We start from the raw sequence: 18,866 nt of genomic DNA, 5'->3' as shown, positions 1-18,866 counted from the left end.
GCAGTAGGTGAGCCTAGCCTAAGATGCGAGCTGGTTGCCGGAAGCCGTTGCCGGTTCGATCCCCGGTGGGCCTGCCTATCGTGTTCTTCGTGGTTTAAGTTAGGCTTGCATAAGTTGTGTAGTTCGAGGTGAGAGCAATGGAGCGTGCGGTGCCCGAGAGTTTGTCCGCGGTGGAACGTCACCGGCTCGTGGACGAATGGGCCAATGGCGTCGAACTGTACGACGTGCCGTCGGTTTCCAGCCTGATCGAATGCGGTCGCCGTGTCCCCGCGCTGCGGACCGCGGTGCGCTGCGGCGGGCACATCCTCACCTACGCCGAACTCTACGAACGCCTCGACGGCGGCGTCACCGGCACCGCCGGACCCACCCTCGACGATCTGGCCCGGCTGCTCTGTGAGGTCGCCGCGGCCGCCGCCACCGGTGCGATGCTCGCCGAACTCGGCCCCGACGGCACCGGCCTGAAACCGGTCGCCATCTCCGCCGCCGCCGACGACCGCCGCGCGGTGGCCGCCGATCTGCGCGCCTGCCGCCTGGACCGCGCCTTCGGTTCCGCCGATGTGCGGGTGCTGGCCACCGACTGGAACACCTCCGACGCGGCCGTCGAACTCCTCGCCGCCCTCGCCGACGGCGCCACCCTGGTGCTCACCACCGCCGCGCAGCGCGCCGACGCCACCGCGCTGGCCGTCCTGCTCGCGGGCTGCGCCGCCACCCACGTGGTCGCCGACGCCGCCACCCTGGCCCGGTTCGCGCACGTGCCGGCCCCGGAACTGCCGACGGTGCGCCGCTGGGATGTGCTCGGAACCGAGTGCCCGGCAATGCTGTCCGGCCTGCTGCGCACCATCGCGCCCGGCTCCTGCGCCGGATTCGCCTACACCGCAATCGAATACGCGGGCGTGGCGGCGCGCGGTCCGCTCGATGGCTCCGGCCGCCTGCGTCCCATCCCGGGCGCACGGCTGCTGGTGCTGGACGAGGCCATGCGCCCGGTCGCGCCGGGCGGCAGCGGCGAGGTGTATCTGGGCGGCGCGGCGCTGGCGCTGGAGACCGACGCCGAGGTGCCCGGCTTCTTCGATGATCCGTTCGTGCCGGGCGGCCGGTTGGTTCGTACCGGTGCGCGCGGCGGCTGGACCGCGGACGGCTGGCTGGTCTTCGATACCGTGCCCGCCGTCATCGCCGATGCCGAAATCGATTACGCCGCCTGACGAACCGGTCATTCTGGGGTAACGGATTGTTGTCCGGTTCCCGAATGCCGCGCTAGCGACGGCCGAACTTTCTACGGATAAACCACCGAACACCACCGATCCGTGGTGAGGATGAGATCTCCGGCGATATCGTGGAACTCACCTAATGGCCGTAGAGCGCGACGTTGCGCCGACCGGCGCGACGATCACCGGCGTTCATCCCCTGCAGCGCCATCGAAACCCCCCGCGCGATTCCGGCCTGCCCGGGTACTCATCCCGGCCTGCCGACCCGGGGCAGTGCACTGCGGCACATTCGTTTTCGATCTCTCCCGCCGATCACGGCCGCCCCGTCGATGCCACTCCGGCATCGGCACCGTGTTCCGGAAAGGAGAGGCCATGAGCGCGCAATTCCCGGCGCCCGGCCCGGCGTCTGCCCCCTACGAGTTCCCACCCGCCGATCGCGGCAAACTACGCATCGCGATGGTGGTGCCACCGTATTTCGACATCCCGCCCAAGGCATACGGCGGCGTCGAATCGGTGGTGGCCGATCTGGTGGACGCGCTGGTCGAGCGCGGCCACGAGGTCACCCTGCTGGGCGCCGGCGAGAACGGAACCAAGGGCCGCTTCCTGTCGCTGTGGGATCGCGCGCAATCCGAACGGCTCGGCGATCCCTTCCCGGAAGTGGTGCACGCCTTGAAGGTCCGGCGCGCGCTGGAACGCCTCGCGGTCGGCGGCGGCCTGGACCTGGTGCACGATCACACCTTCGCCGGACCGCTCAATATGCCGACATACCGCGATCTGGGGCTGCCCACCGTGGTGACCGTGCACGGCCCGGTGTACGGCGACCCGTACACCTACTACCGCGAACTCGGCGAGGAAGCGCACCTGGTGGCCATCAGTGATCGGCAGCGCGCCCTGGCCCCCGACCTGAATTGGGCCGGGCGCGTGCACAATGCGATCCGGGTCGAGGACTGGCCGTTCGTCACCGAGAAGCGGGACTACGCGCTGTTCCTGGGCCGCTTCACCGCCGACAAGGCCCCGCACCTGGCCCTGGAGGCCGCGCACGCCGCCGGCCTGCCGCTCATCCTGGCCGGAAAGTGCGCCGAGCCACCGGAACTCGACTACTTCCACGCCCAGGTCGAACACCTGCTCACCCCGCAGGACACCATGTTCGGCATGGCCGACGCGCGCGCCAAACGCGAACTGCTCGCACACGCGCGCTGCCTGCTCTTCCCCATCCGCTGGGAGGAACCCTTCGGCATGGTCATGATCGAGGCGATGGTCTGCGGCACCCCCGTCGTCGCCCTGCGCGGCGGCGCGGTCGCCGAGGTCGTGGTCGACGGCGTCACCGGCCGCATCTGCGACGATCCCGCCGAAATACCCGCCGCCATCAAGGAAGTCGCCGGCTACGACCCGCAGGTCATGCGCGACCACGTCACGGCCAAGTTCGGCAGCGACACCCTCGGCCGCGGCTACGAGGACATCTACCGCGCCGTCGTCCGCGACCACAAACCCCGTCGCCCCGGCCGCGTCACCATCCACACCTGGTCCACCGCGCCCTCGCACCAATCCATTCCGCAATCCGGGCGGGCCGCCGGCACCGGCCCGGGCCGCGGCGGCGCCGTACCGTCCGGCCGCACGCCCGGCTCCGCCGGTTCGGGAAGAAGCGCCACGACGGGTCGTCCCGGCCTCACCGGTCGCGGTACGCGCGGAAAGCTCGATCGTGGTCCGGGACCCGCACCGGGCGGACCGGGCACGCCGGGCCCGGCTACGGGGGCGGTGGCCGGATTGCCGGTAGATTCGGCGCTGCCGGTCCCGGGCGAGCTCGGGGCGCGGCCGTCGAATCCGATTCCCACACCGGGCAATTCGCCCCTCGGGCCGCTTCCGCCCGAGGTCGTCGCCGAGCTGGTCGCCGATCCACCCCTCTTGACCGGCGGCGGCTTCGTCACGGGCCGTAGAACGGTTCCGGAAACGATCAGCCATGCAACAGGTTCCGCGTCCGGAGCCGAGCCCGGCGCAGTGCCGGATCCGGGTGCTTTGGAGGAAGGTTCCGTATGAACGGAGAGGCTCCGGCCGCGCTGAACACCGGTGAGCCCTCGACCCTGGGTGGGGCCGGCGGTGCGGTGACATTGGTGGAGGGCAGCACGTTCTGCCTGTCGGACCGGCTCGGCGATGTCGAGCTGGGCACCCCGTACGGTCTGTTCTACCGGGACGCCCGCGTGCTGTCCCGGTGGGAACTGCGATTGGACGGGCAGCGGCCGGAGCCGCTGTCGGTATTGAGTCCGGAGGCGTTCACCGCCCGGTTCATACTGCGCCGGCCTCCCCGGGCCGGCGCCGCTGACAGCACAGTATTGATAGTCCGGGAACGGCTCGTGGCCGATGGCCTGCGCGAGACCATCACCGTGGAGAACCTGGGCCGCGAGACCACCGCCCTGGACCTGACCCTGCACATCGACGCCGATTTCGTGGACCTGTTCGCGGTCAAGGAGGGCCGCGGCGGCAATGCCCGCGCCGAGGTCCTGGTGGCGGATGTGGAATTACTGCTCAACGACCGTTCCGACCGCTCGCGCGGGCTGGCGGTGTCGTCCTCGGAAACGCCGGTGGTGCTGCCGGGTTCGCTGTCCTGGCGGGCGGTGGTCCCGGCGGGCGGGCGCTGGCAGACCGAGATCGTGGCCCAGCCGACCATGGGCAATCAGCCCATTCATTCGCCGCTGCGGCCCGGCGAGCACTACGAGACCAGCGAACCCAGCCGCAAGATCGCCGCCTGGCGCGACACCGCCGCCAACATCACCGCCGCGGACCCGCAACTGGCCTGGATCCTGCGGCGCACCGAAAGCGATCTGGGCGCCTTGCAGATTCACGACGACGCGCGCGGTGGCCGGCCGTTCGTGGCGGCGGGCGCGCCCTGGTTCATGACCCTGTTCGGCCGCGATTCCCTGCTCACCGCCTGGATGGCGCTGCCCCTGGACGTCGGCCTGGCCGTGGGCACGCTGCAGCAGCTGGCCGAGATGCAGGGCCAGCGCGTCGATCCCATGACCGAGGAGGAACCCGGGCGCATCATGCACGAGATGCGGCGCGGCCCGGCCAGCGGCGCGGTGCTGGGCGGTGAGACCTATTACGGAACCGTCGACGCCACACCGCTTTTCGTCATGCTGCTGGCGCAGGCCCGGGCGTGGGGCGCCGATGTCGAGGCGGTGCGGGCGCTGCTGCCCGCCGCCGATGCCGCGCTGGCCTGGATGGCCGACTTCGGCGATCGCGACGGCGACGGTTTCGTCGAATACCGTCGCGCCACCGATCGCGGTCTGATCAATCAGGGCTGGAAGGACAGTTTCGACGGCATCAACGATGCGGCGGGCCATCTGCCGGAACCGCCGATCGCGCTGTGCGAGGTGCAGGGCTACGTGTACGCCGCGCTGCGCGCCCGCGCCGATCTGGCCGAGGAATTCGGCGACGGCACCACCGCCGGGCACCTGCGCGATCGCGCCGCCGAACTCCGCACCAAATTCGCCGAAGCCTTCTGGCTGCCCGAAAAGGGCTGGTTCGCGGTCGGTTTGGATCGGGACAAACGCCGCCTCGACGCCCTGACCAGCAATATCGGGCACTGCCTGTGGTCGGGCATCATCACCGACGAGCACGCCGCGCTGGTCATCGGCAAACTCGCGAGTTCCGATATGGACACCGGATTCGGTTTGCGCACACTGGCTTCCAATATGGGCGCCTACAACCCGATGAGCTATCACAACGGCTCGGTCTGGCCGCACGACACCGCGATCACCGTCGCCGGCCTGCTGCGCTACCGGCACCTGCCCGGCGCCGTCGAACTCGCCACCCGCCTGGCCGAGGGCCTGCTGGACGCGGCCGGGGCGTTCGGCGGGCGGCTCCCGGAGCTGTTCTGCGGCTTCCCGCGCGCCAAATTCGCCGCCCCCGTGCCCTATCCGACCTCCTGCTCCCCGCAGGCCTGGGCCAGCGCCGCCCCGCTGCTGCTGGTCCGGTCCTTCCTCGGCCTGGATCCCGATGTCCCGCACCGCACCCTCACGGTGCTGCCGCATCTGCCCGCGCGCTGGGGCCGGGTGGAACTCACCGATCTGCGCCTGGGCGGCACCGTGGTCGACCTGGCCGTGGAAGGCGACCGCGTCACCGCCAGCAACCTGCCCGACAATTGGCGGCTGGTCACGCACTGAGCCCGGCCGCGTCGCCGGTTGTCGTACCCGCCTGGGAACATCGGGAACATGACGGCAACCGGCGATGACGTTCGCGCTGCGGCACTTTCACTGCCCGAGACCAAGGAACTCTTCGAGTGGCAGATGCCGACCTTCCGGGTGTCCGGGAAGCTGTTCCTGACCCTGCCGGAGCAGGAGACCTCGATGGCCGTGCGCTGCCCCATGGCCGACCGTGACGAACTGGTGCAGGCCGAACCGGACAAGTTCTGGATCGCCCCGCACGAGGCCTACAACGCCTGGATCCGGGTTCGCCTGGCCGCCATCGACGACCAGGACGAACTCGAGGCCATCATCGCCGATTCGTGGCGGCAGGCGGCCCCGCGCCAGCTACTCGAGGAGCAGTGACGCTCAGAAGGTGACGCGCTGGTCCTGTGCCAGGAACAGCTTGTCGCCTTCTTTCACCCCGAACGCGCTGTAGAACTCGGGCAGATTCCGCACCGTGATGTTGCAGCGGAACTCGTCGGGGGAGTGGGTGTCGTTGAGCTGGTCGGCGGTCAGCTCCGGGGTCTGCTTGGAGCGCCAGGACCGCGCATAGCCCAGGAACATGCTCTTGTAGTCCGGATTCTCGTTGCCCGCGCGCTTTTCCGCGGTCCGGTAGGCGGCCAGCGCGATCTGCAACCCGCGCAGGTCGGCCAGGTTCTCGCCGAGGGTGAGCTTGCCGTTCACCTTGTTCTCGGCCGAGAGCCCGGTGGGCACCAGCCCGTCGTACTGCGCCACCACCTTGGCGGCTTTGGCCTCGAACGCCGCCTTGTCCTCCGGCGTCCACCAATCGCGCAGATTGCCCTCGCCGTCGTATTTGCGGCCCTGATCGTCGAAGCCGTGCCCGATCTCGTGCCCGATGGTGGCCCCGACCGCGCCGAAATTCACCGCCGGCTGCGCGTCCTTGTCGAAGTACGGCGGTTGCAAATAGGCGGCGGGGAAGACGATTTCGTTATTGCTGGCCGAGTAGTAGGCATTGACGGTCTGCGGGCTCATGCCCCATTCGGTCTTGTCGACCGGCGTGCCGAGCCGGTCCCAATCCTTCTTGTTGCTGAAAGCATTGGCGGCGAGCAGGGATTCGACCAGCTTGCCGCGGGTGACGGTGAGCTTCGAATAGTCGTCCCACTTGTCCGGGTAACCGATCTTGACGGTGATCTTGTCCAGTTTGGCGATCGCCGCGTCCCGGGTGGGCTGGGTCATCCAATCGGAATTGCGGAAGTTCTCCCGGTAGGCGGTCATCAGATCGTCCACCATCCGCTTGACCTCGTCCTTCGCCGCGGCCGGGAAGTACTTGTCCACGTACAGTTTTCCGAGCGCCTCGGGCAGGGTGCCGTTGACGATGTCGACGCCGTACTTCCAGCGCTCGGCCCGCTCCTGCTGGCCGCGCATGGTCCGGCCCCAGAATTCGAAGTAGGCGTCGTTGATGGCGATCGGCAGGTACCGGGCGAAGGCGGCCACCAGCTGCAGCTTCATGTAGTCCCGCAGCACCGCCATATCGGTCTCGGCCCACAGCTGCCCGGCCGCGGTGACATACGACGGCTGCCGGACGATCACCTCCGCGAACAGGTCCTTGGACCGGTCCGTGCAGCCCGCCAGCCACGGCTCGAAATCGAAACCCTTGCCCAGTTCGGTCAATTGGGCCCAGCTCATGCGGTTGTAGGTGGCGTCGGTATCGCGCTGGCGCACCTTGTCCCAGAACGCGGCCGCCATCCGCTTCTCCAGATCGAAGACGCGCTGCGCCATCCCGCCCGGATCGGGGAAACCCGCGCCCTTGGCGATCGCCTCCAGGAAGACCCGGTAGGCCGCCAGCTTCTCGGCGTACTGCGGCTTGCTGTAGTAGTCCTCGTCCAGGCCGATGCCGGTCTGCCCGACCGTCGGAATGTAGGCGGTGGAGTTCTTGCGATCGATGCCCACGCCGATCCCGAGGATCCCGCTGATCGGCAGCGCGCCCATCACCTTCGCCAGCTCGGCCTTGGTCGCGGCCTTGTCGACCTGGTCGAACAGGCCTTGCAGCGGGGTCATGCCGAGCTTCTCGACGGTGTCCCAATCCACGCGCGCGTCGTAGAGATCCCGGATCTTCTGCGCGTCGGTGCCCGGCTTCGGGTCCTCGAGGCCGTCGATGATCTCGCGCAATTGATTCTGCGTGCGCTCGATGGCCTCGCTGATCGCGCCCACCGACACCTTGTCCGGCGGCAGCTGATACTCCTTCAGCCACTTGCCGTTGACGTAGCGATACAGATCGTCCTGCACCCGCACCGACTCGTCGGACCCGGAAAGATCCGGCCCGGCAAGCGATTTCGCGTCATCTTTGGTGCAGGCGGCCAGCGCCGCGGCCGCGGGCACCGCGCCCAGGGCGATCAGAAACGTGCGGCGGCCAAGGCGCACCGGACCCGACGATGTCACCAGTAACCCTCTCGTTGGCGGACGTGCTCCGCTGCGAGGCTACCGGTGCGACGCCGGGTCCGGGCGGAGAGCGTTACAGGGTGACCCGCTGATCCGGTGGCAGGTACTCCTTGTCGCCCTCCTTGACCCCGTAGGTGTCGTAGAACTCCTTCAGGTTGCGAACCACCTGGTTGCAACGGAATTCGGCGGGGGAGTGGGGATCCTCGGCGAGCTGCTGCTCCAGCGCCTGATCGGTCTGCTTGGTCCGCCAGGTGCGGCCCCAGGATTCGAACATGGGCTTGAAATCGGGATCGCCGCTGCCGCCCTTGCGCTTCTCCACGATCCGGTAGGCGGCCAGCGAGATCTCCAGTCCGCGCAGGTCGGCCAGGTTCTCGCCCACGGTCAGTTCACCGTTCACGTGCTGATCCGCGGGTAGGCCCTCCGGCACCAGCGCGTTGTACTGCTCGATGACCTGTTTGGTCTTGGCCTCGAACGCGGCCTTGTCCTCCGGGGTCCACCAATCCTTCAGATTGCCGTCGCCGTCGTACTTGGAGCCCTGATCATCGAAGCCGTGCCCGATCTCGTGGCCGATGACCGCGCCGCCCGCGCCGTAGTTCACCGCGGCCTCGGCCTCGGGATCGAAGAACGGCGGCTGCAGGAAGGCGGCCGGGAAGACGATCTCGTTGGCGGCCGGGTTGTAGTAGGCGTTCACGGTCTGCGGCGGCATGCCCCATTCCGACTTGTCCACCTTGGTGCCGAGGCGGTCGAACATCCGCTTGGCGTCGAATTCGCCCGAGGCGCGCAGGGATTGGACGAGCTTGCCGCGGGTCACGGTGAGCTTGGAGTAGTCCTCCCACTTGTCCGGATAGCCGATCTTGGCATTGATCTTGTCCAGTTTGACGATGGCGGCCTCCCGGGTGGGCGGGGACATCCAGCTGGAATCGGTGAAGTTCTGCTTGTACGCCGCGCGCAGATCGCTGACCATATCGAGGGCCTGTTGCTTGGCCGATGGCGGAAAGTGCTTGTCCACGTACAGTTTTCCGAGCGCCTCGCCGACCGTGCCGTTGACGGTGGAGATGGCCGCCTTCCACAGCTCGGGGCGCTCCTTGAGCCCCTGCATCTCCTTGCCGAAGAAATCGAAGTTCGGATCGGCGATCGCCTTGGGCAGATAGCTCGCGAACTCGCGCACCAGCCCCAGCTTCAGATATTCCTTCCAGGCATTGATATCCACCTCGCCCCACAGCTGCGCGGCGCCGGTGATGAACGACGGCTCACCGACATTCAGCTTGTCGAACAGTTCCTTGGGCCGGTCGGTATTGCCGCTCAGCCACGGATCCCAGTCGAATTGCGGTCCCAGCGCGACCAATTCGGCCCAGCTGCGCAGGTTGTAGGTGGCGTCGGTGTCGCGGGTCCGCACATTGTCCCAATGGAATCCGGCGATCCGGGTCTCCAGATCCACCACCCGGTCCGCCATCGCGGTCGGATCCGGGAAGCCCGCACCGGCCGCGATCTGCTGCATGTACTTCCGGTACGCGGCCAGCTTGTCGGCGTTCTCCGGCTTGCGGTAGTACTGCTCGCCCAGCCCGAGCCCCGCCTGCCCGACCCCTGCCAGATAGGCGTTCGAATCCTTGGGATCGCTGCCCACGCCCAGCCCGATCAGCCCGACGCCTGGCAGCGCCCCCATCACATGCGCCAGGTCCGCCTTGTTCCCGGCCTGATCGACCTTGTCGAAGAGATCCCGCAACGGCGTCATGCCGAGCTTCTCGATCTCCTCCTTGTCCATCCGCCCGTCGTACAGATCCCGGATCCGCTGCTCGTCGGTCCCCGGCTTCGGATTGTGAATCCCCTCCACAATCTCCTTCAGCTGCTTCTCGACCCGATCATTGACCTCGTCGAACGTCCCGAAACTCACCTTGTCCCCGGGCAGCTGATACTCCTTCAGCCACTTCCCGTTGACGAACCGATACAAATCGTCCTGCGGCCGGACACTCGGATCCGACCCCGACATATCCGGCCCGATCAACCCCTTCGAAGCATCCGAACTCTTCGAACAGGCGGGCAACACGGCCACCGCCGGCACCACACCCAACGCGACCAGAAACTTGCGGCGATTCAGACCCAGCGGACGCTCGGACGTCAACGCGATCTCCTCTTCCGGATAATCGAACATTGCTCGGACGTAGCTTCGGGCCGACGCTAACCCCTCACCCTGAGGAAGACCTGAACCCTCCAATGCCTCGGCGGGCCGGGCGGCCACCCCGCGGGCACGGGGTGTAAACCCCCGGATCTCCTTCTCCGGGGGTTCGGGGGCTTGCCCCCGATTTCTCCCCGAACAGGGACTTGGCTACACTGGTCCGGTTGCCTGCGGGAGCTATGCCCGCACTTCGGCCGCGAACCCACAGCGGTTCGGTCTTTCCAGATCGGTGATAACCGCTGGCAGGCGCGCGTGCGAAGGGCAACTGACCATGCCCGTCGGGTCGGCAATCCGGCGTGCATTTCGTCCAGGTCTAGGAGGAGCTGAAGTGATTCAGCAGGAGTCGCGACTGCGCGTCGCCGACAACACGGGTGCCAAGGAGATCCTCTGCATCCGCGTTCTCGGTGGTTCGTCGCGTCGCTATGCCGGCATCGGTGACATCATCGTCGCCACTGTCAAGGACGCCATCCCCGGTGGCAACGTCAAGAAGGGCGAGGTCGTCAAGGCCGTCGTCGTGCGCACCGTCAAGGAGCGTCGTCGCCCGGACGGCTCGTACATCAAGTTCGACGAGAACGCGGCCGTCATCATCAAGGCGGACAACGATCCGCGCGGCACCCGCATCTTCGGCCCGGTCGGCCGTGAGCTGCGTGAGAAGCGCTTCATGAAGATCGTCTCGCTGGCCCCGGAGGTGCTGTAACCATGAAGGTGCACAAGGGCGACACGGTCATCGTCATCTCGGGCAAGGACAAGGGCGCGAAGGGCAAGGTCATCCAGGCTTTCCCCGCGACCGGCAAGGTCCTCGTCGAGGGCGTGAACCGCATCAAGAAGCACGTCGCGAATTCCGCGAACCAGCGTGGCGCCAGCTCGGGCGGCATCGTCACCCAGGAAGCGCCGATCCAGGCCTCCAACGTGATGGTCGTCGACTCCGATGGCCAGCCGACCCGCGTGGGCTACCGCACCGATGAGAACGGCAAGCGCGTTCGCATCTCCCGTCGCAACGGGAAGGACATCTGAGATGACTTCGACCGAGAACAAGGTGCAGCCGCGCCTGAAGACCCGCTACCGCGAAGAGATCCGCCCGGCGCTGAACGAAGAGTTCAACTTCGCCAACGTCATGCAGATCCCCGGTGTCGTGAAGGTCGTCGTGAACATGGGTGTCGGCGACGCCGCCCGTGACGCGAAGCTGATCAACGGTGCGGTCGCCGACCTCACCCTGATCACCGGCCAGAAGCCCGAGATCCGTAAGGCCACCAAGTCCATCGCGCAGTTCAAGCTGCGTGAGGGCATGCCGATCGGCGCGAAGGTCACCCTGCGCGGCGACCGCATGTGGGAGTTCCTGGATCGTCTGATCTCCATCGCTCTTCCGCGTATCCGCGACTTCCGCGGTCTCTCGCCGAAGCAGTTCGACGGCCACGGCAACTACACCTTCGGTCTCTCCGAGCAGTCCATGTTCCACGAGATCGACGTCGACAAGATCGACCGTCCCCGTGGTATGGACATCACCGTGGTGACCACGGCCACCAACAACGAAGAAGGCCGTGCCCTGCTCAAGCACCTCGGCTTCCCGTTCAAGGAGAACTGATCCATGGCTAAGAAGGCTCTGATCAACAAGGCCAACGCCAAGCCGAAGTTCGCGGTGCGCGCCTACACCCGCTGCCAGCGCTGCGGTCGCCCGCACGCCGTCTACCGCAAGTTCGGCCTGTGCCGCGTCTGCCTGCGCGAGATGGCCCACCGCGGCGAACTCCCGGGCGTCCACAAGTCGTCCTGGTGATCACCTGTCGGTGACACCGGACCACTGAGTCCACGAAGGCCCCCCGAATCCTTTCGGGGGGCCTTCGTCGTTCCTCAGTACCGACGTGGCGGCAACCGGCTCTGGAGTTCGGCGAAGGTGACCGCCAAGTTCACGGGCTCGGTGAGAACCAATGCGTCCGTATGGGTATGCCTGGTGACATACCTTCGGCCCGACCAGTCGAGCCGGCATTCCTCGATCTCCGTGATCTGCTGCCAATCCTTCGCGAAGTGCACGATCAAATAGACCGGAATTCCTTCGCGCGCATACAGTTCCCGTTTGATGCCGATATCGGCGTCTACGGTGTCCTCGGACGTGATCTCGACGATCAGGAGTGTCTGGCGAGCGACCTGTTGCACGTCGTACGGGCCATCGCTGCAATCGCGCAGGAGGAGGTCCGGGTATCGCACCCGGAGCCGCCGAGCGGATTCGTTCGACTCGGCATCGGCCAATCGAACCGGCGTGTCACTGTGGACCTCTCGGCACGGCCCCTGCGGATCGATCGCGTATTCCACGGCCGTAGCCAGCCTCCGAACGACCAGATCATGCGCGGGCGACTGCGCCATCGCGGTGATCAGCACGCCATCGTGGATCTCAGCGAACGCTTCTGCGGGCCCCGCCAAGAATTCCTCCACCGAAACGAGGCGAGGCAGCTCGTCCTGCGGTGTAGACATGACCATCACCCTACTCACGGCCGGACCGAGTCGCCGCGCTGTCGATCGAACCGGAGGTCACGATGTCCGAACCACCGATCGACAGCGACAACGCAGCGCGCGTGGCGAAGCGAGCCGAGGCCCTCGCCGAACTGGCCCGGATGGGAGAACGGGGCGACTTCGTCATCCTGCTCCAAAAGGACAACTATCGCCGATGTCGTTGGAATCTCGTTGGTGGGTGATTAGTGGCGGCCGCGATGCTCGATTCCGATTCGGAGTTCGAACGGAAGGCGGAGCAATGCGATATCGCGCGGGAATCCTGGGGATGGCGGCGGTGGCGCTGGCGGCATCGACGATCGCGGTGGCGGGTGGGGCGCAGGCGCGTACGCCCTGGTGCAGTACCTCGCAACTGCGGCTCGACGTGACCTCGGGGGAGGAGCTGGCGTCGAACCTGCGCACGGCGCTGATCACGCTGCGGAACGAATCGTCGGAAACGTGTGCGACCCAGGGGTATCCGGGTGTCGACATGTCCGCCTCTTCCGGCGGCGTCCAGCACATTCCGCGCAATGGAGCCGTCGGTAAACCCATTCAGCTCGCGCCGCACCAGTCGGCCACCGCGACATTGACCTACATGTTCGGTGCCACCGACTGGATCGTGGACGAAATCATCGTCACCCCGCCGGACAACACCGTCTCGCTCCGCGCCGTCTGGGATTGGCGTCGTCTCGGCGCCGTCACCTTCGCTCAGCCCGGCGCGGTCGAAATCAGCCCGCTGCGTACCTGATTCGCCGCCGATGGCCGATACGCTGCCCGATACGGCCGCCCATTCCAATTGCTACCGTTCGGCGGATCGGCGGGGATCCGCCGAATTGGTTGCAATGAAAAGGAATTCGATTTGAAGCGCCTCATCACCGTCGCCGCCGCCGGTATCGCCATTTCCGGCTTCGCGGCGGGCACCGCGATGGCCGCCACCGTGGACGGCGGTTCGTACTCCTCGCGCGCCGCCTGCGAAAGCGCCGGGAAGGCCCGGCTGGGCGGCAGCATTCTCGGCTACCGATGCAGCGCCACCTCCCCGAATTCGGCCACGGGCGACTACAACTACGCGCTCTACCTCGAATCCAAGGACGCGAACCGTCCCTGCCAGACCGGCGGGACCGGCTCCGCCGCGGCCTCTTCCGAATTGTTCTGCCTGTTCCAGAACAAGTAATCCGCGAGCGCGGGCGAAACCTGGCCGTCCCCTCCGAAGCGCGGCCAGGGCATCGCCGCGCACCGATCCTGTCAATGGCGGGCCGGTGGCGGCAAGAGGCCGGGCTGGCCCAAGCTGGTGGTAGCGTCGGGCACTCTGCCCCCGGCGCGGGGTAGTCGAATTTTCCACTGGCGCAAAGGGTTCGTTGATGCAGGTCGGCACCGAGATCGACGTCGAAATGCCGACGCTCGCCGCGTATGTGAAGCGGCTGCGGTTGCGGCGGGGCTGGACGCAAAGGCAATTGGCGCAGCAGGCGTATCTCGGGCTCGGCACGGTGCAGAAGCTCGAGCAGGGGGACAAGGTCAATGTCGGTGATCGGGCGCTGACCGGATTGGCCGATGCGGTGTGCGATGACGAGCACGAGCAGGCGCATCTGCGGGCGCTGGCGGGCGGCCCGATGTGCTCGGTGACGCGGCTTCCGCGGAGGATATGACCACCCTTCTCGACCGGCTCACCTCGATTCCCGCTGCGTGGCTGGTGAATTGGCGGGTCGCCGCCTCGAACGAGCGTTATCGCGACATGCTTCCGGGTCTGGCCGAGGCGAAAACCCAGCCGCACTGGATGTTCGGGGATCCGCGCGCCAAAATGGTGCTGCCGGGCTGGCAGTTCGAAGCCACCGTCATCGTGGGCTTGCTACGTCATCACCACGGCGCCGCTCCGGGGCATGAGGGCAGTGCCGAGATCGTGCGTGAATTGGCCGCGCAATCGGGTGAATTCCGCCGGATCTGGGATTCCGGTGTCGTCTTCGTGCGTAAACCCGACGGTGACCGCCGGGTCTGGTCGCCGCGCACGGGCGCCATGACCGTGGTGCGCGAATCGCTCATACCCGCGGCCTCGGGCTGGCTGGTTCTCGCTTTCCCGAGCGCCGGCTGATCAGTCCGGGAGACCGTCCAGGAATTCCCGGATCAGCGGTGTCACGACCTCGGGATGGGTCAGGTTGCAGATATGCGCCGCGGTATCGGCCGAAATCGTCTCGAACCGCGCCGGACCACCCAACCCGGCCGCGAGCTCCCGCATCTGCCCCTGACTGAACGCCTGATCGCCGATGCCGCGCATCAGCAGCGCCGGAACCGAAATCTCCCCGAGCAGTTCGCTGACATCCTCGCGATCGATGAGACACCGCGCCGCCAGCGCCAGCCGGCCGCGATCGCTCGCCCGCCACTTGTCCACCCACGGCCGCTGATGCCGGTCCCGGTCGCCGCCGATCATCACCGCCGCCATCGGCAGCGCGATGTCGTCGATCGGCACCGCCCCGCCGACCCAGCTCTTCACGATGACCCGCTCGTACCCCTCCCGCTCCTGTTCGGTGTACGCCGCCCCGGTAGTGCCGATCAGCACCAGCCCCCGCGTCCGAGCCGGCTGCAGCAACGCCATCCGCAACGCCGTGAACCCGCCCTGCGACAGCCCGCCGACCACCACCCGATCCAGCCCGAGCGCATCGGCCACCCGCCACGAATCCCACGCGAGATCCCAATAGGTGAAAGGGTTCCCGGCATCTTCGGTACGCCCGTGCCCCCGCGAGTCCACCGCGATCACCCGATACCGATCCGCCAGCTCCGCCAACTGCGGCTGCCACATCTCGGCATCCATGAAGAACCCGTGCCCCAGCAGCAGCGCCGGCCCCTCGGTCCCGGTATCCAGGTAGTGCACCTTGGTGCCGTCGTCACTGTTCACATAGGGCACGGCCCCAACTCCCTTGCTGATCCATCGAATTCACTAGCTGCCACCGCTGTCGGACCCGCCGCCCAGCCCGCCGCGCTCGATCCCGCCGCCGCTCGGAGCCTTCTCGCCCGTCGACGGGTTACCGCCGCTCCCGCTGCCGGGCGCATTACTGGTTCCGGGCACGCCGCCCGTATTCGGCCGACCGCCCGCGCCGGGTGTGGTGGTCAGAACTTTCGGCGCCGCCGTCGAAGTCGTAGTCCGCGGCGCGGCCGGACTGCTGGTCACCGCGGTCTTGGAAACAGTGGCGCTGACCGGCGCCTTCGGCTTGGGCGTCTTCCCCACGGCCCCGCACCCGCTAGCGAGCAGCGATGCCGCCACCGCGGCGGGCAACGCATACGCCACCCGCCGCGACATCCGCCGTTTCCCGCCATCCATCGCCCCGAATGCTTTGCCGCGCACAGACTTCCCCCGAACCGCCGATCAGAAAGCCCGATCCTAACAACCGAATGCGTTCCAGCAGCGGCAACTTCCACCCACCCTCACAACCCGGCAGCCACTTCCTGCAACTGCGCCATCCCGATCGGCGCGAACTCCGCCATCCCCGAAGCCGCCATCCCATCCCGGTCTTCCACGGACTGGAACACCGACACCGAACTCACTCGGGTCTTCCCGTCCACTTCCTCGAACGTGACGGTTTCCATCGACACATGCCCCGGCATGCCATCGAACTCGAAGGTGTTCACGATCCGGTCAGCGCTCACCTCGTGATAAACCCCGCCGAACCCGTATTCCCCACCCGCCGGATCGACATGCACAATCCGCCAAGACCCACCCGTAACCGCCTCGAACCGCTCCACCTTGCTCGTCAACTCCCGCGGCCCCCACCACCGCACCAACAGATCGATCTCGGTGTAGGCCCGGTACACGGCCTCCTTCGGCGCGTCGATGACCGCGACGGTGGTCGCCGCCAGGCTGCCCGGCTCAGCAGTGAAAGTGGTTTCCGGAGTGCTCATCGTCCTGTCCTCTCGTCATTGGCCACCGATCCGCGGCCTCGAAAATGTGGACGCCGTTCGCCCCCGGAACTCATCGCAGACGGCTGCAAACGGCAGTAGCCAGTCCGGCGATACCGCGACGCCTGTTCTTTGCCGTGTGCGAAGTAGTGCCTTCCGCCCTGCTGGGGATTCTCGAGTGATCGCAGTTCAGGTACGGTGTGCCGGAAGATCGCTGGGATGAAGGGGGCGCGGGGTGGCTGGGGATGTATCGACGCTGGCGGTGCCGCCTGACGAGGTGCGGGCATTGGGACGGTTGGCCTATGACGTCGCCTGTCAGTGCCGAGACGGCTATGCCTCGCTCGACTCCGACGTCCAGGACATGCTCGGCCGCTGGGTGGGCAATAACGCGAAGGTTTTCGCCGCAGGCTGGGGTGAGTTCCATGAAGGCGCGGTCCAGGTCTGGGACGCCCTGTTCGAGCTGGCTGCCGGCCTAGGCGTCACCGCCGAAACCGTCCGCGACACCGATCAGGCGTTCGCCGACGGCGTGACCTCGCTGGACTTGCCGACCGGAAATCTCCGATGACAGCGGACGCCACGGCCTTCTCGGTCGATCTGGAAAAACTGGATAACCTCGCCGCCCGCATCGGCAGCCTCGCAGGCTTCATCTCCGATCAACTCGCGGCCATCGACCGAAAAGCCACCGAGGTCGGCGCGACCTGGACCGGCGGCGCGGCCGCCGCCTACGCGGAAGCGCACACCAAATGGCTGGCCGGCGCGACCGATGTCCAAGACGGCCTCGCCGAAGTCCGCACCGCGGTGAAAACGGCCCACGAGGCCTACACCGGCGCCGTCGCCGCCAACCTCCGCATCCTGGGCGTCTGAGCCATGGCGTTGGACGTCGACCCCAAGGGCTACTACCAAGCCGCCACCAACTGCTTCGATGCCGCCGAAGCCCTCCGCGACAGCTTCCTCTACATCTTCCGCGAGCTTTCGGGTTGCGGAGCCATGGCAGGCGTAGACGAAGACGGCAAGGCGTGGGCCACCTCCTACGACACCGCCGCCTACCAAATGGTGTCCTTCTTCGCCGAAGTCCACTCCACCCTCAACGCCTACGGCACCGCCCTCAACGACCTCGGCTTCAACCACGCCCAAGCCGACTCCGCCTTGCAAGGCACCCCGCAACCCCAACGCCCCGCGGACCGCGGCACCCCCGTCTTCGGCCCCTACTCCGTCCCCGCCTCGGCGGGCGGCACCGGCAAGGGCATCATCGACGAAAGCATCGGCCTCCTGAGCGAAATCGGCGTCCCCGTCCCCGACGGCGACACCGACAAACTGCTGAAAGCCGCCGACGCCTGGGACCGCCTCGGCACCACATACCAAAACACCAACGCCAAAGACAAAATCACCATCGCCGCCGGCCTTTTCGACAACATGACCGCCCCCGACGCGATCCAAGCCGGCCAAGACCTGAAGTCCCTCGAATCCGCCATCGCCCAACTCCTCAACTCCTGCAAGGACATAGCCAAGTCCTGCACCGACTACCGCGACGCCCTCAACGAGCTTCGCGATGAGATCAAAGGCTTTCTGTCCGATCTGGCCAAGGAACTCGCCATCGATGCCGCGATAACCATCGTGGCTGCGGCCGTGAGCTTCGGCGCCGGTGCAATTACCGCGATCAAGAGCCTCGAAACCCTGCGGAAGTGGGCGGGGAAAATCAAGGATGCCGTGCGTCTGTGGAAGGCGCGCAAGGTGTCTCAGATCAAGGGGCTCACGGAGGGTGCCCGGGCTGGATTGGCCAACGCGAGGCAAGCGGTCAGGGACTTGCTGGTGCGACTGCGAGGAAAGCTGCCCAGCTCTATGCCAGCGAGGCCAGGGCTGTTTTCCAGGATCGGGAACCGTACGAATCGGGAGGTGCTGGACAGCGGTGATCATCTTCCGATGACGCGTGAGACCATTCAGCAGTACGCCGACGAGTTGGGTGTCGACTTGGAGGGGATCGAGATCAATATCGCGAGCTCGCCTGAGGACGTTCGGTATTACGACTACCAGCAAGCCAGCGCCAGTACTCAGTCCGGGTCTATCAACTTTGCACCCGCAACATTTGCGGACGAAGAATCGTTGGTCAGGAACATCATTCACGAGCGCGTTCACATCGACCAATACCGGGAAGGTCGAGTGGTCGGATCGGGTGTGACCAAAGCCTTGGAAGACGAAGCCTATGCCGCTGACCAAGCGTTCTGGGAGAAGTATCTCGCACGAAAGGGTGGCCGGTAATGAGTGAATTCCATGTCCTGCATATCTTTCCGGTCAGCTTCATGCCCCGGCCTTTCGTGGTCGGGCGTGCGATCGGTGACTTCGAGATCGGGCAGGCCGTCCGGCTGCACAAGTCCGGTGGCGTGGTGATCGAGGGACGGCTCGAATCCATGGATTTGCATCAGCGGGAGCCGGGGGAGTTCTCGTTCGTGTTCTCCGAGGAGATCTCGGGGCGCGTCGAGCCGGGGGATGTCATCTACGGCGGCTGAGTCGGTCCGGGTGTGGAGTCGCTCACCCCGATTTGGTGAGCTCAGAGGG

22 protein-coding genes and 1 pseudogene are annotated in these 18,866 nt (G+C 66.7%); 17 read left to right on the top strand and 6 right to left on the bottom strand.

Going from position 1 to position 18,866, the window contains the following annotated elements; translation table 11 throughout:
- The first annotated feature begins 149 nt into the window (after nucleotides 1-149).
- From NY1_RS13745 to NY1_RS13730, 4 genes and pseudogenes are all read left to right on the top strand, one after another.
- Nucleotides 150-1,199: an AMP-binding protein gene (locus NY1_RS13745; RefSeq protein ID WP_157762217.1), complete on the top strand. Its 1,050-nt coding sequence runs from the start codon at nucleotides 150-152 to the stop codon at nucleotides 1,197-1,199.
- Nucleotides 1,200-1,658: 459 nt separating this feature from the next.
- Nucleotides 1,659-2,711 (top strand): annotated as a pseudogene (locus NY1_RS44190) (glycosyltransferase family 4 protein); the annotation flags it as partial.
- Between the two features lie 521 nt (nucleotides 2,712-3,232).
- Nucleotides 3,233-5,359, top strand: a complete 2,127-nt coding sequence (locus NY1_RS13735; protein ID WP_067712087.1) for an amylo-alpha-1,6-glucosidase — start codon at nucleotides 3,233-3,235, stop codon at nucleotides 5,357-5,359.
- Between the two features lie 48 nt (nucleotides 5,360-5,407).
- Entirely contained in the window at nucleotides 5,408-5,743 is a 336-nt protein-coding gene (locus NY1_RS13730) for an MmcQ/YjbR family DNA-binding protein (protein WP_067712081.1), read from the top strand.
- Nucleotides 5,744-5,746: 3 nt separating this feature from the next.
- Here NY1_RS13730 and NY1_RS13725 read toward each other — a convergent pair whose 3' ends face one another.
- Both NY1_RS13725 and NY1_RS13720 read right to left on the bottom strand, forming a co-directional pair.
- Entirely contained in the window at nucleotides 5,747-7,780 is a 2,034-nt protein-coding gene (locus tag NY1_RS13725; RefSeq protein WP_067712079.1) for a M13 family metallopeptidase, read from the bottom strand.
- A 73-nt stretch (nucleotides 7,781-7,853) separates the two neighbouring features.
- The gene (locus tag NY1_RS13720; RefSeq protein WP_084534943.1) at nucleotides 7,854-9,929 is read right to left on the bottom strand and encodes a M13 family metallopeptidase; all 2,076 of its coding nucleotides are present in this window, start codon (nucleotides 9,927-9,929) and stop codon (nucleotides 7,854-7,856) included.
- 352 nt (nucleotides 9,930-10,281) lie between these two features.
- On the opposite strand from NY1_RS13720, the gene rplN reads away from it, so the two are divergent.
- The 4 genes from rplN to NY1_RS13700 are packed head-to-tail and all read left to right on the top strand — an operon-like array spanning nucleotide 10,282 to nucleotide 11,724.
- The gene (gene rplN / locus NY1_RS13715; RefSeq protein WP_067712078.1) at nucleotides 10,282-10,650 is read left to right on the top strand and encodes a 50S ribosomal protein L14; all 369 of its coding nucleotides are present in this window, start codon (nucleotides 10,282-10,284) and stop codon (nucleotides 10,648-10,650) included.
- Nucleotides 10,651-10,652: 2 nt separating this feature from the next.
- Nucleotides 10,653-10,967, top strand: a complete 315-nt coding sequence (gene rplX, locus NY1_RS13710; protein WP_067543788.1) for a 50S ribosomal protein L24 — start codon at nucleotides 10,653-10,655, stop codon at nucleotides 10,965-10,967.
- 1 nt (nucleotide 10,968) lies between these two features.
- Complete coding sequence (rplE, locus tag NY1_RS13705) at nucleotides 10,969-11,535, top strand: 50S ribosomal protein L5 (RefSeq protein WP_067712077.1); 567 nt, start codon at nucleotides 10,969-10,971, stop codon at nucleotides 11,533-11,535.
- A 3-nt stretch (nucleotides 11,536-11,538) separates the two neighbouring features.
- On the top strand, nucleotides 11,539-11,724 hold the full coding sequence (locus tag NY1_RS13700; protein ID WP_029923637.1) for a type Z 30S ribosomal protein S14: 186 nt from the start codon (nucleotides 11,539-11,541) through the stop codon (nucleotides 11,722-11,724).
- Nucleotides 11,725-11,798: 74 nt separating this feature from the next.
- On the opposite strand, the gene NY1_RS13695 is transcribed toward NY1_RS13700, so the two are convergent.
- Nucleotides 11,799-12,416, bottom strand: a complete 618-nt coding sequence (locus tag NY1_RS13695; RefSeq protein ID WP_233434326.1) for a Uma2 family endonuclease — start codon at nucleotides 12,414-12,416, stop codon at nucleotides 11,799-11,801.
- Between the two features lie 62 nt (nucleotides 12,417-12,478).
- On the opposite strand from NY1_RS13695, the gene NY1_RS43685 reads away from it, so the two are divergent.
- From NY1_RS43685 to NY1_RS13675, 5 genes are all read left to right on the top strand, one after another.
- A complete protein-coding gene (locus tag NY1_RS43685) occupies nucleotides 12,479-12,637 on the top strand; it encodes a hypothetical protein (protein WP_169815347.1) in 159 nt (52 codons plus the stop codon).
- 56 nt (nucleotides 12,638-12,693) lie between these two features.
- The gene (locus NY1_RS43680) at nucleotides 12,694-13,179 is read left to right on the top strand and encodes a DUF4232 domain-containing protein (protein ID WP_067712073.1); all 486 of its coding nucleotides are present in this window, start codon (nucleotides 12,694-12,696) and stop codon (nucleotides 13,177-13,179) included.
- A 111-nt stretch (nucleotides 13,180-13,290) separates the two neighbouring features.
- A complete protein-coding gene (locus NY1_RS13685; RefSeq protein ID WP_157762215.1) occupies nucleotides 13,291-13,602 on the top strand; it encodes a hypothetical protein in 312 nt (103 codons plus the stop codon).
- Nucleotides 13,603-13,789: 187 nt separating this feature from the next.
- Nucleotides 13,790-14,074 carry a helix-turn-helix domain-containing protein gene (locus NY1_RS13680; protein WP_067712069.1) on the top strand — a complete coding sequence of 95 codons (285 nt, stop codon included), beginning with the start codon at nucleotides 13,790-13,792 and terminating at the stop codon, nucleotides 14,072-14,074.
- Nucleotides 14,071-14,514, top strand: a complete 444-nt coding sequence (locus NY1_RS13675; protein WP_067712063.1) for an MmyB family transcriptional regulator — start codon at nucleotides 14,071-14,073, stop codon at nucleotides 14,512-14,514. The genes NY1_RS13680 and NY1_RS13675 overlap by 4 nt, the downstream gene beginning before the upstream one ends.
- Here NY1_RS13675 and NY1_RS13670 read toward each other — a convergent pair whose 3' ends face one another.
- From NY1_RS13670 to NY1_RS13660, 3 genes are all read right to left on the bottom strand, one after another.
- Nucleotides 14,515-15,324, bottom strand: coding sequence for an alpha/beta fold hydrolase (locus tag NY1_RS13670; protein WP_067712061.1), 810 nt, complete (start codon nucleotides 15,322-15,324; stop codon nucleotides 14,515-14,517).
- A 33-nt stretch (nucleotides 15,325-15,357) separates the two neighbouring features.
- Nucleotides 15,358-15,738 (bottom strand): hypothetical protein, encoded by a 381-nt coding sequence (locus NY1_RS42860; protein ID WP_157762214.1) that lies wholly within the window; start codon nucleotides 15,736-15,738, stop codon nucleotides 15,358-15,360.
- Nucleotides 15,739-15,842: 104 nt separating this feature from the next.
- On the bottom strand, nucleotides 15,843-16,316 hold the full coding sequence (locus NY1_RS13660; RefSeq protein WP_067712056.1) for an SRPBCC domain-containing protein: 474 nt from the start codon (nucleotides 16,314-16,316) through the stop codon (nucleotides 15,843-15,845).
- A 232-nt stretch (nucleotides 16,317-16,548) separates the two neighbouring features.
- Between NY1_RS13660 and NY1_RS13655 the strand changes: the two genes are divergently transcribed.
- From NY1_RS13655 to NY1_RS13640, 4 genes are read left to right on the top strand one after another with little or no spacing between them, the layout of a single operon-like run.
- Nucleotides 16,549-16,878, top strand: coding sequence for a WXG100 family type VII secretion target (locus tag NY1_RS13655; RefSeq protein WP_067712053.1), 330 nt, complete (start codon nucleotides 16,549-16,551; stop codon nucleotides 16,876-16,878).
- The gene (locus tag NY1_RS13650) at nucleotides 16,875-17,177 is read left to right on the top strand and encodes a WXG100 family type VII secretion target (protein WP_067712051.1); all 303 of its coding nucleotides are present in this window, start codon (nucleotides 16,875-16,877) and stop codon (nucleotides 17,175-17,177) included. The genes NY1_RS13655 and NY1_RS13650 overlap by 4 nt, the downstream gene beginning before the upstream one ends.
- 3 nt (nucleotides 17,178-17,180) lie before the next feature.
- Entirely contained in the window at nucleotides 17,181-18,569 is a 1,389-nt protein-coding gene (locus NY1_RS13645) for a WXG100-like domain-containing protein (protein ID WP_067712048.1), read from the top strand.
- Nucleotides 18,569-18,817: a hypothetical protein gene (locus NY1_RS13640; protein ID WP_067712046.1), complete on the top strand. Its 249-nt coding sequence runs from the start codon at nucleotides 18,569-18,571 to the stop codon at nucleotides 18,815-18,817. Before NY1_RS13645 ends, NY1_RS13640 begins: the two co-directional genes overlap by 1 nt.
- Nucleotides 18,818-18,866 lie beyond the last annotated feature (49 nt).

This window comes from Nocardia yamanashiensis NBRC 100130 (genome assembly GCF_001613325.1).
GTDB lineage: Bacteria > Actinomycetota > Actinomycetes > Mycobacteriales > Mycobacteriaceae > Nocardia > Nocardia yamanashiensis.
The sequence above is the reverse complement of the archived record's forward strand: the minus strand, read 5'-3'. Positions and strand labels throughout refer to the sequence as shown.

Bases quoted from the DNA above. Each gene is read 5' to 3' on its own strand.
- NY1_RS13735 (WP_067712087.1), top strand. From the start codon at position 3,233: ATGAACGGAGAGGCTCCGGCCGCGCTGAACACCGGTGAGCCCTCGACC.
- NY1_RS13730 (WP_067712081.1), top strand. From the start codon at position 5,408: ATGACGGCAACCGGCGATGACGTTCGCGCTGCGGCACTTTCACTGCCC.
- NY1_RS13720 (WP_084534943.1), bottom strand. From the start codon at position 9,929: ATGTTCGATTATCCGGAAGAGGAGATCGCGTTGACGTCCGAGCGTCCG.
- rplX (WP_067543788.1), top strand. From the start codon at position 10,653: ATGAAGGTGCACAAGGGCGACACGGTCATCGTCATCTCGGGCAAGGAC.
- rplE (WP_067712077.1), top strand. From the start codon at position 10,969: ATGACTTCGACCGAGAACAAGGTGCAGCCGCGCCTGAAGACCCGCTAC.
- NY1_RS13700 (WP_029923637.1), top strand. From the start codon at position 11,539: ATGGCTAAGAAGGCTCTGATCAACAAGGCCAACGCCAAGCCGAAGTTC.
- NY1_RS13695 (WP_233434326.1), bottom strand. From the start codon at position 12,416: ATGTCTACACCGCAGGACGAGCTGCCTCGCCTCGTTTCGGTGGAGGAA.
- NY1_RS43685 (WP_169815347.1), top strand. From the start codon at position 12,479: ATGTCCGAACCACCGATCGACAGCGACAACGCAGCGCGCGTGGCGAAG.
- NY1_RS43680 (WP_067712073.1), top strand. From the start codon at position 12,694: ATGCGATATCGCGCGGGAATCCTGGGGATGGCGGCGGTGGCGCTGGCG.
- NY1_RS13680 (WP_067712069.1), top strand. From the start codon at position 13,790: ATGCAGGTCGGCACCGAGATCGACGTCGAAATGCCGACGCTCGCCGCG.
- NY1_RS13675 (WP_067712063.1), top strand. From the start codon at position 14,071: ATGACCACCCTTCTCGACCGGCTCACCTCGATTCCCGCTGCGTGGCTG.
- NY1_RS42860 (WP_157762214.1), bottom strand. From the start codon at position 15,738: ATGGATGGCGGGAAACGGCGGATGTCGCGGCGGGTGGCGTATGCGTTG.
- NY1_RS13660 (WP_067712056.1), bottom strand. From the start codon at position 16,316: ATGAGCACTCCGGAAACCACTTTCACTGCTGAGCCGGGCAGCCTGGCG.
- NY1_RS13650 (WP_067712051.1), top strand. From the start codon at position 16,875: ATGACAGCGGACGCCACGGCCTTCTCGGTCGATCTGGAAAAACTGGAT.
- NY1_RS13645 (WP_067712048.1), top strand. From the start codon at position 17,181: ATGGCGTTGGACGTCGACCCCAAGGGCTACTACCAAGCCGCCACCAAC.
- NY1_RS13640 (WP_067712046.1), top strand. From the start codon at position 18,569: ATGAGTGAATTCCATGTCCTGCATATCTTTCCGGTCAGCTTCATGCCC.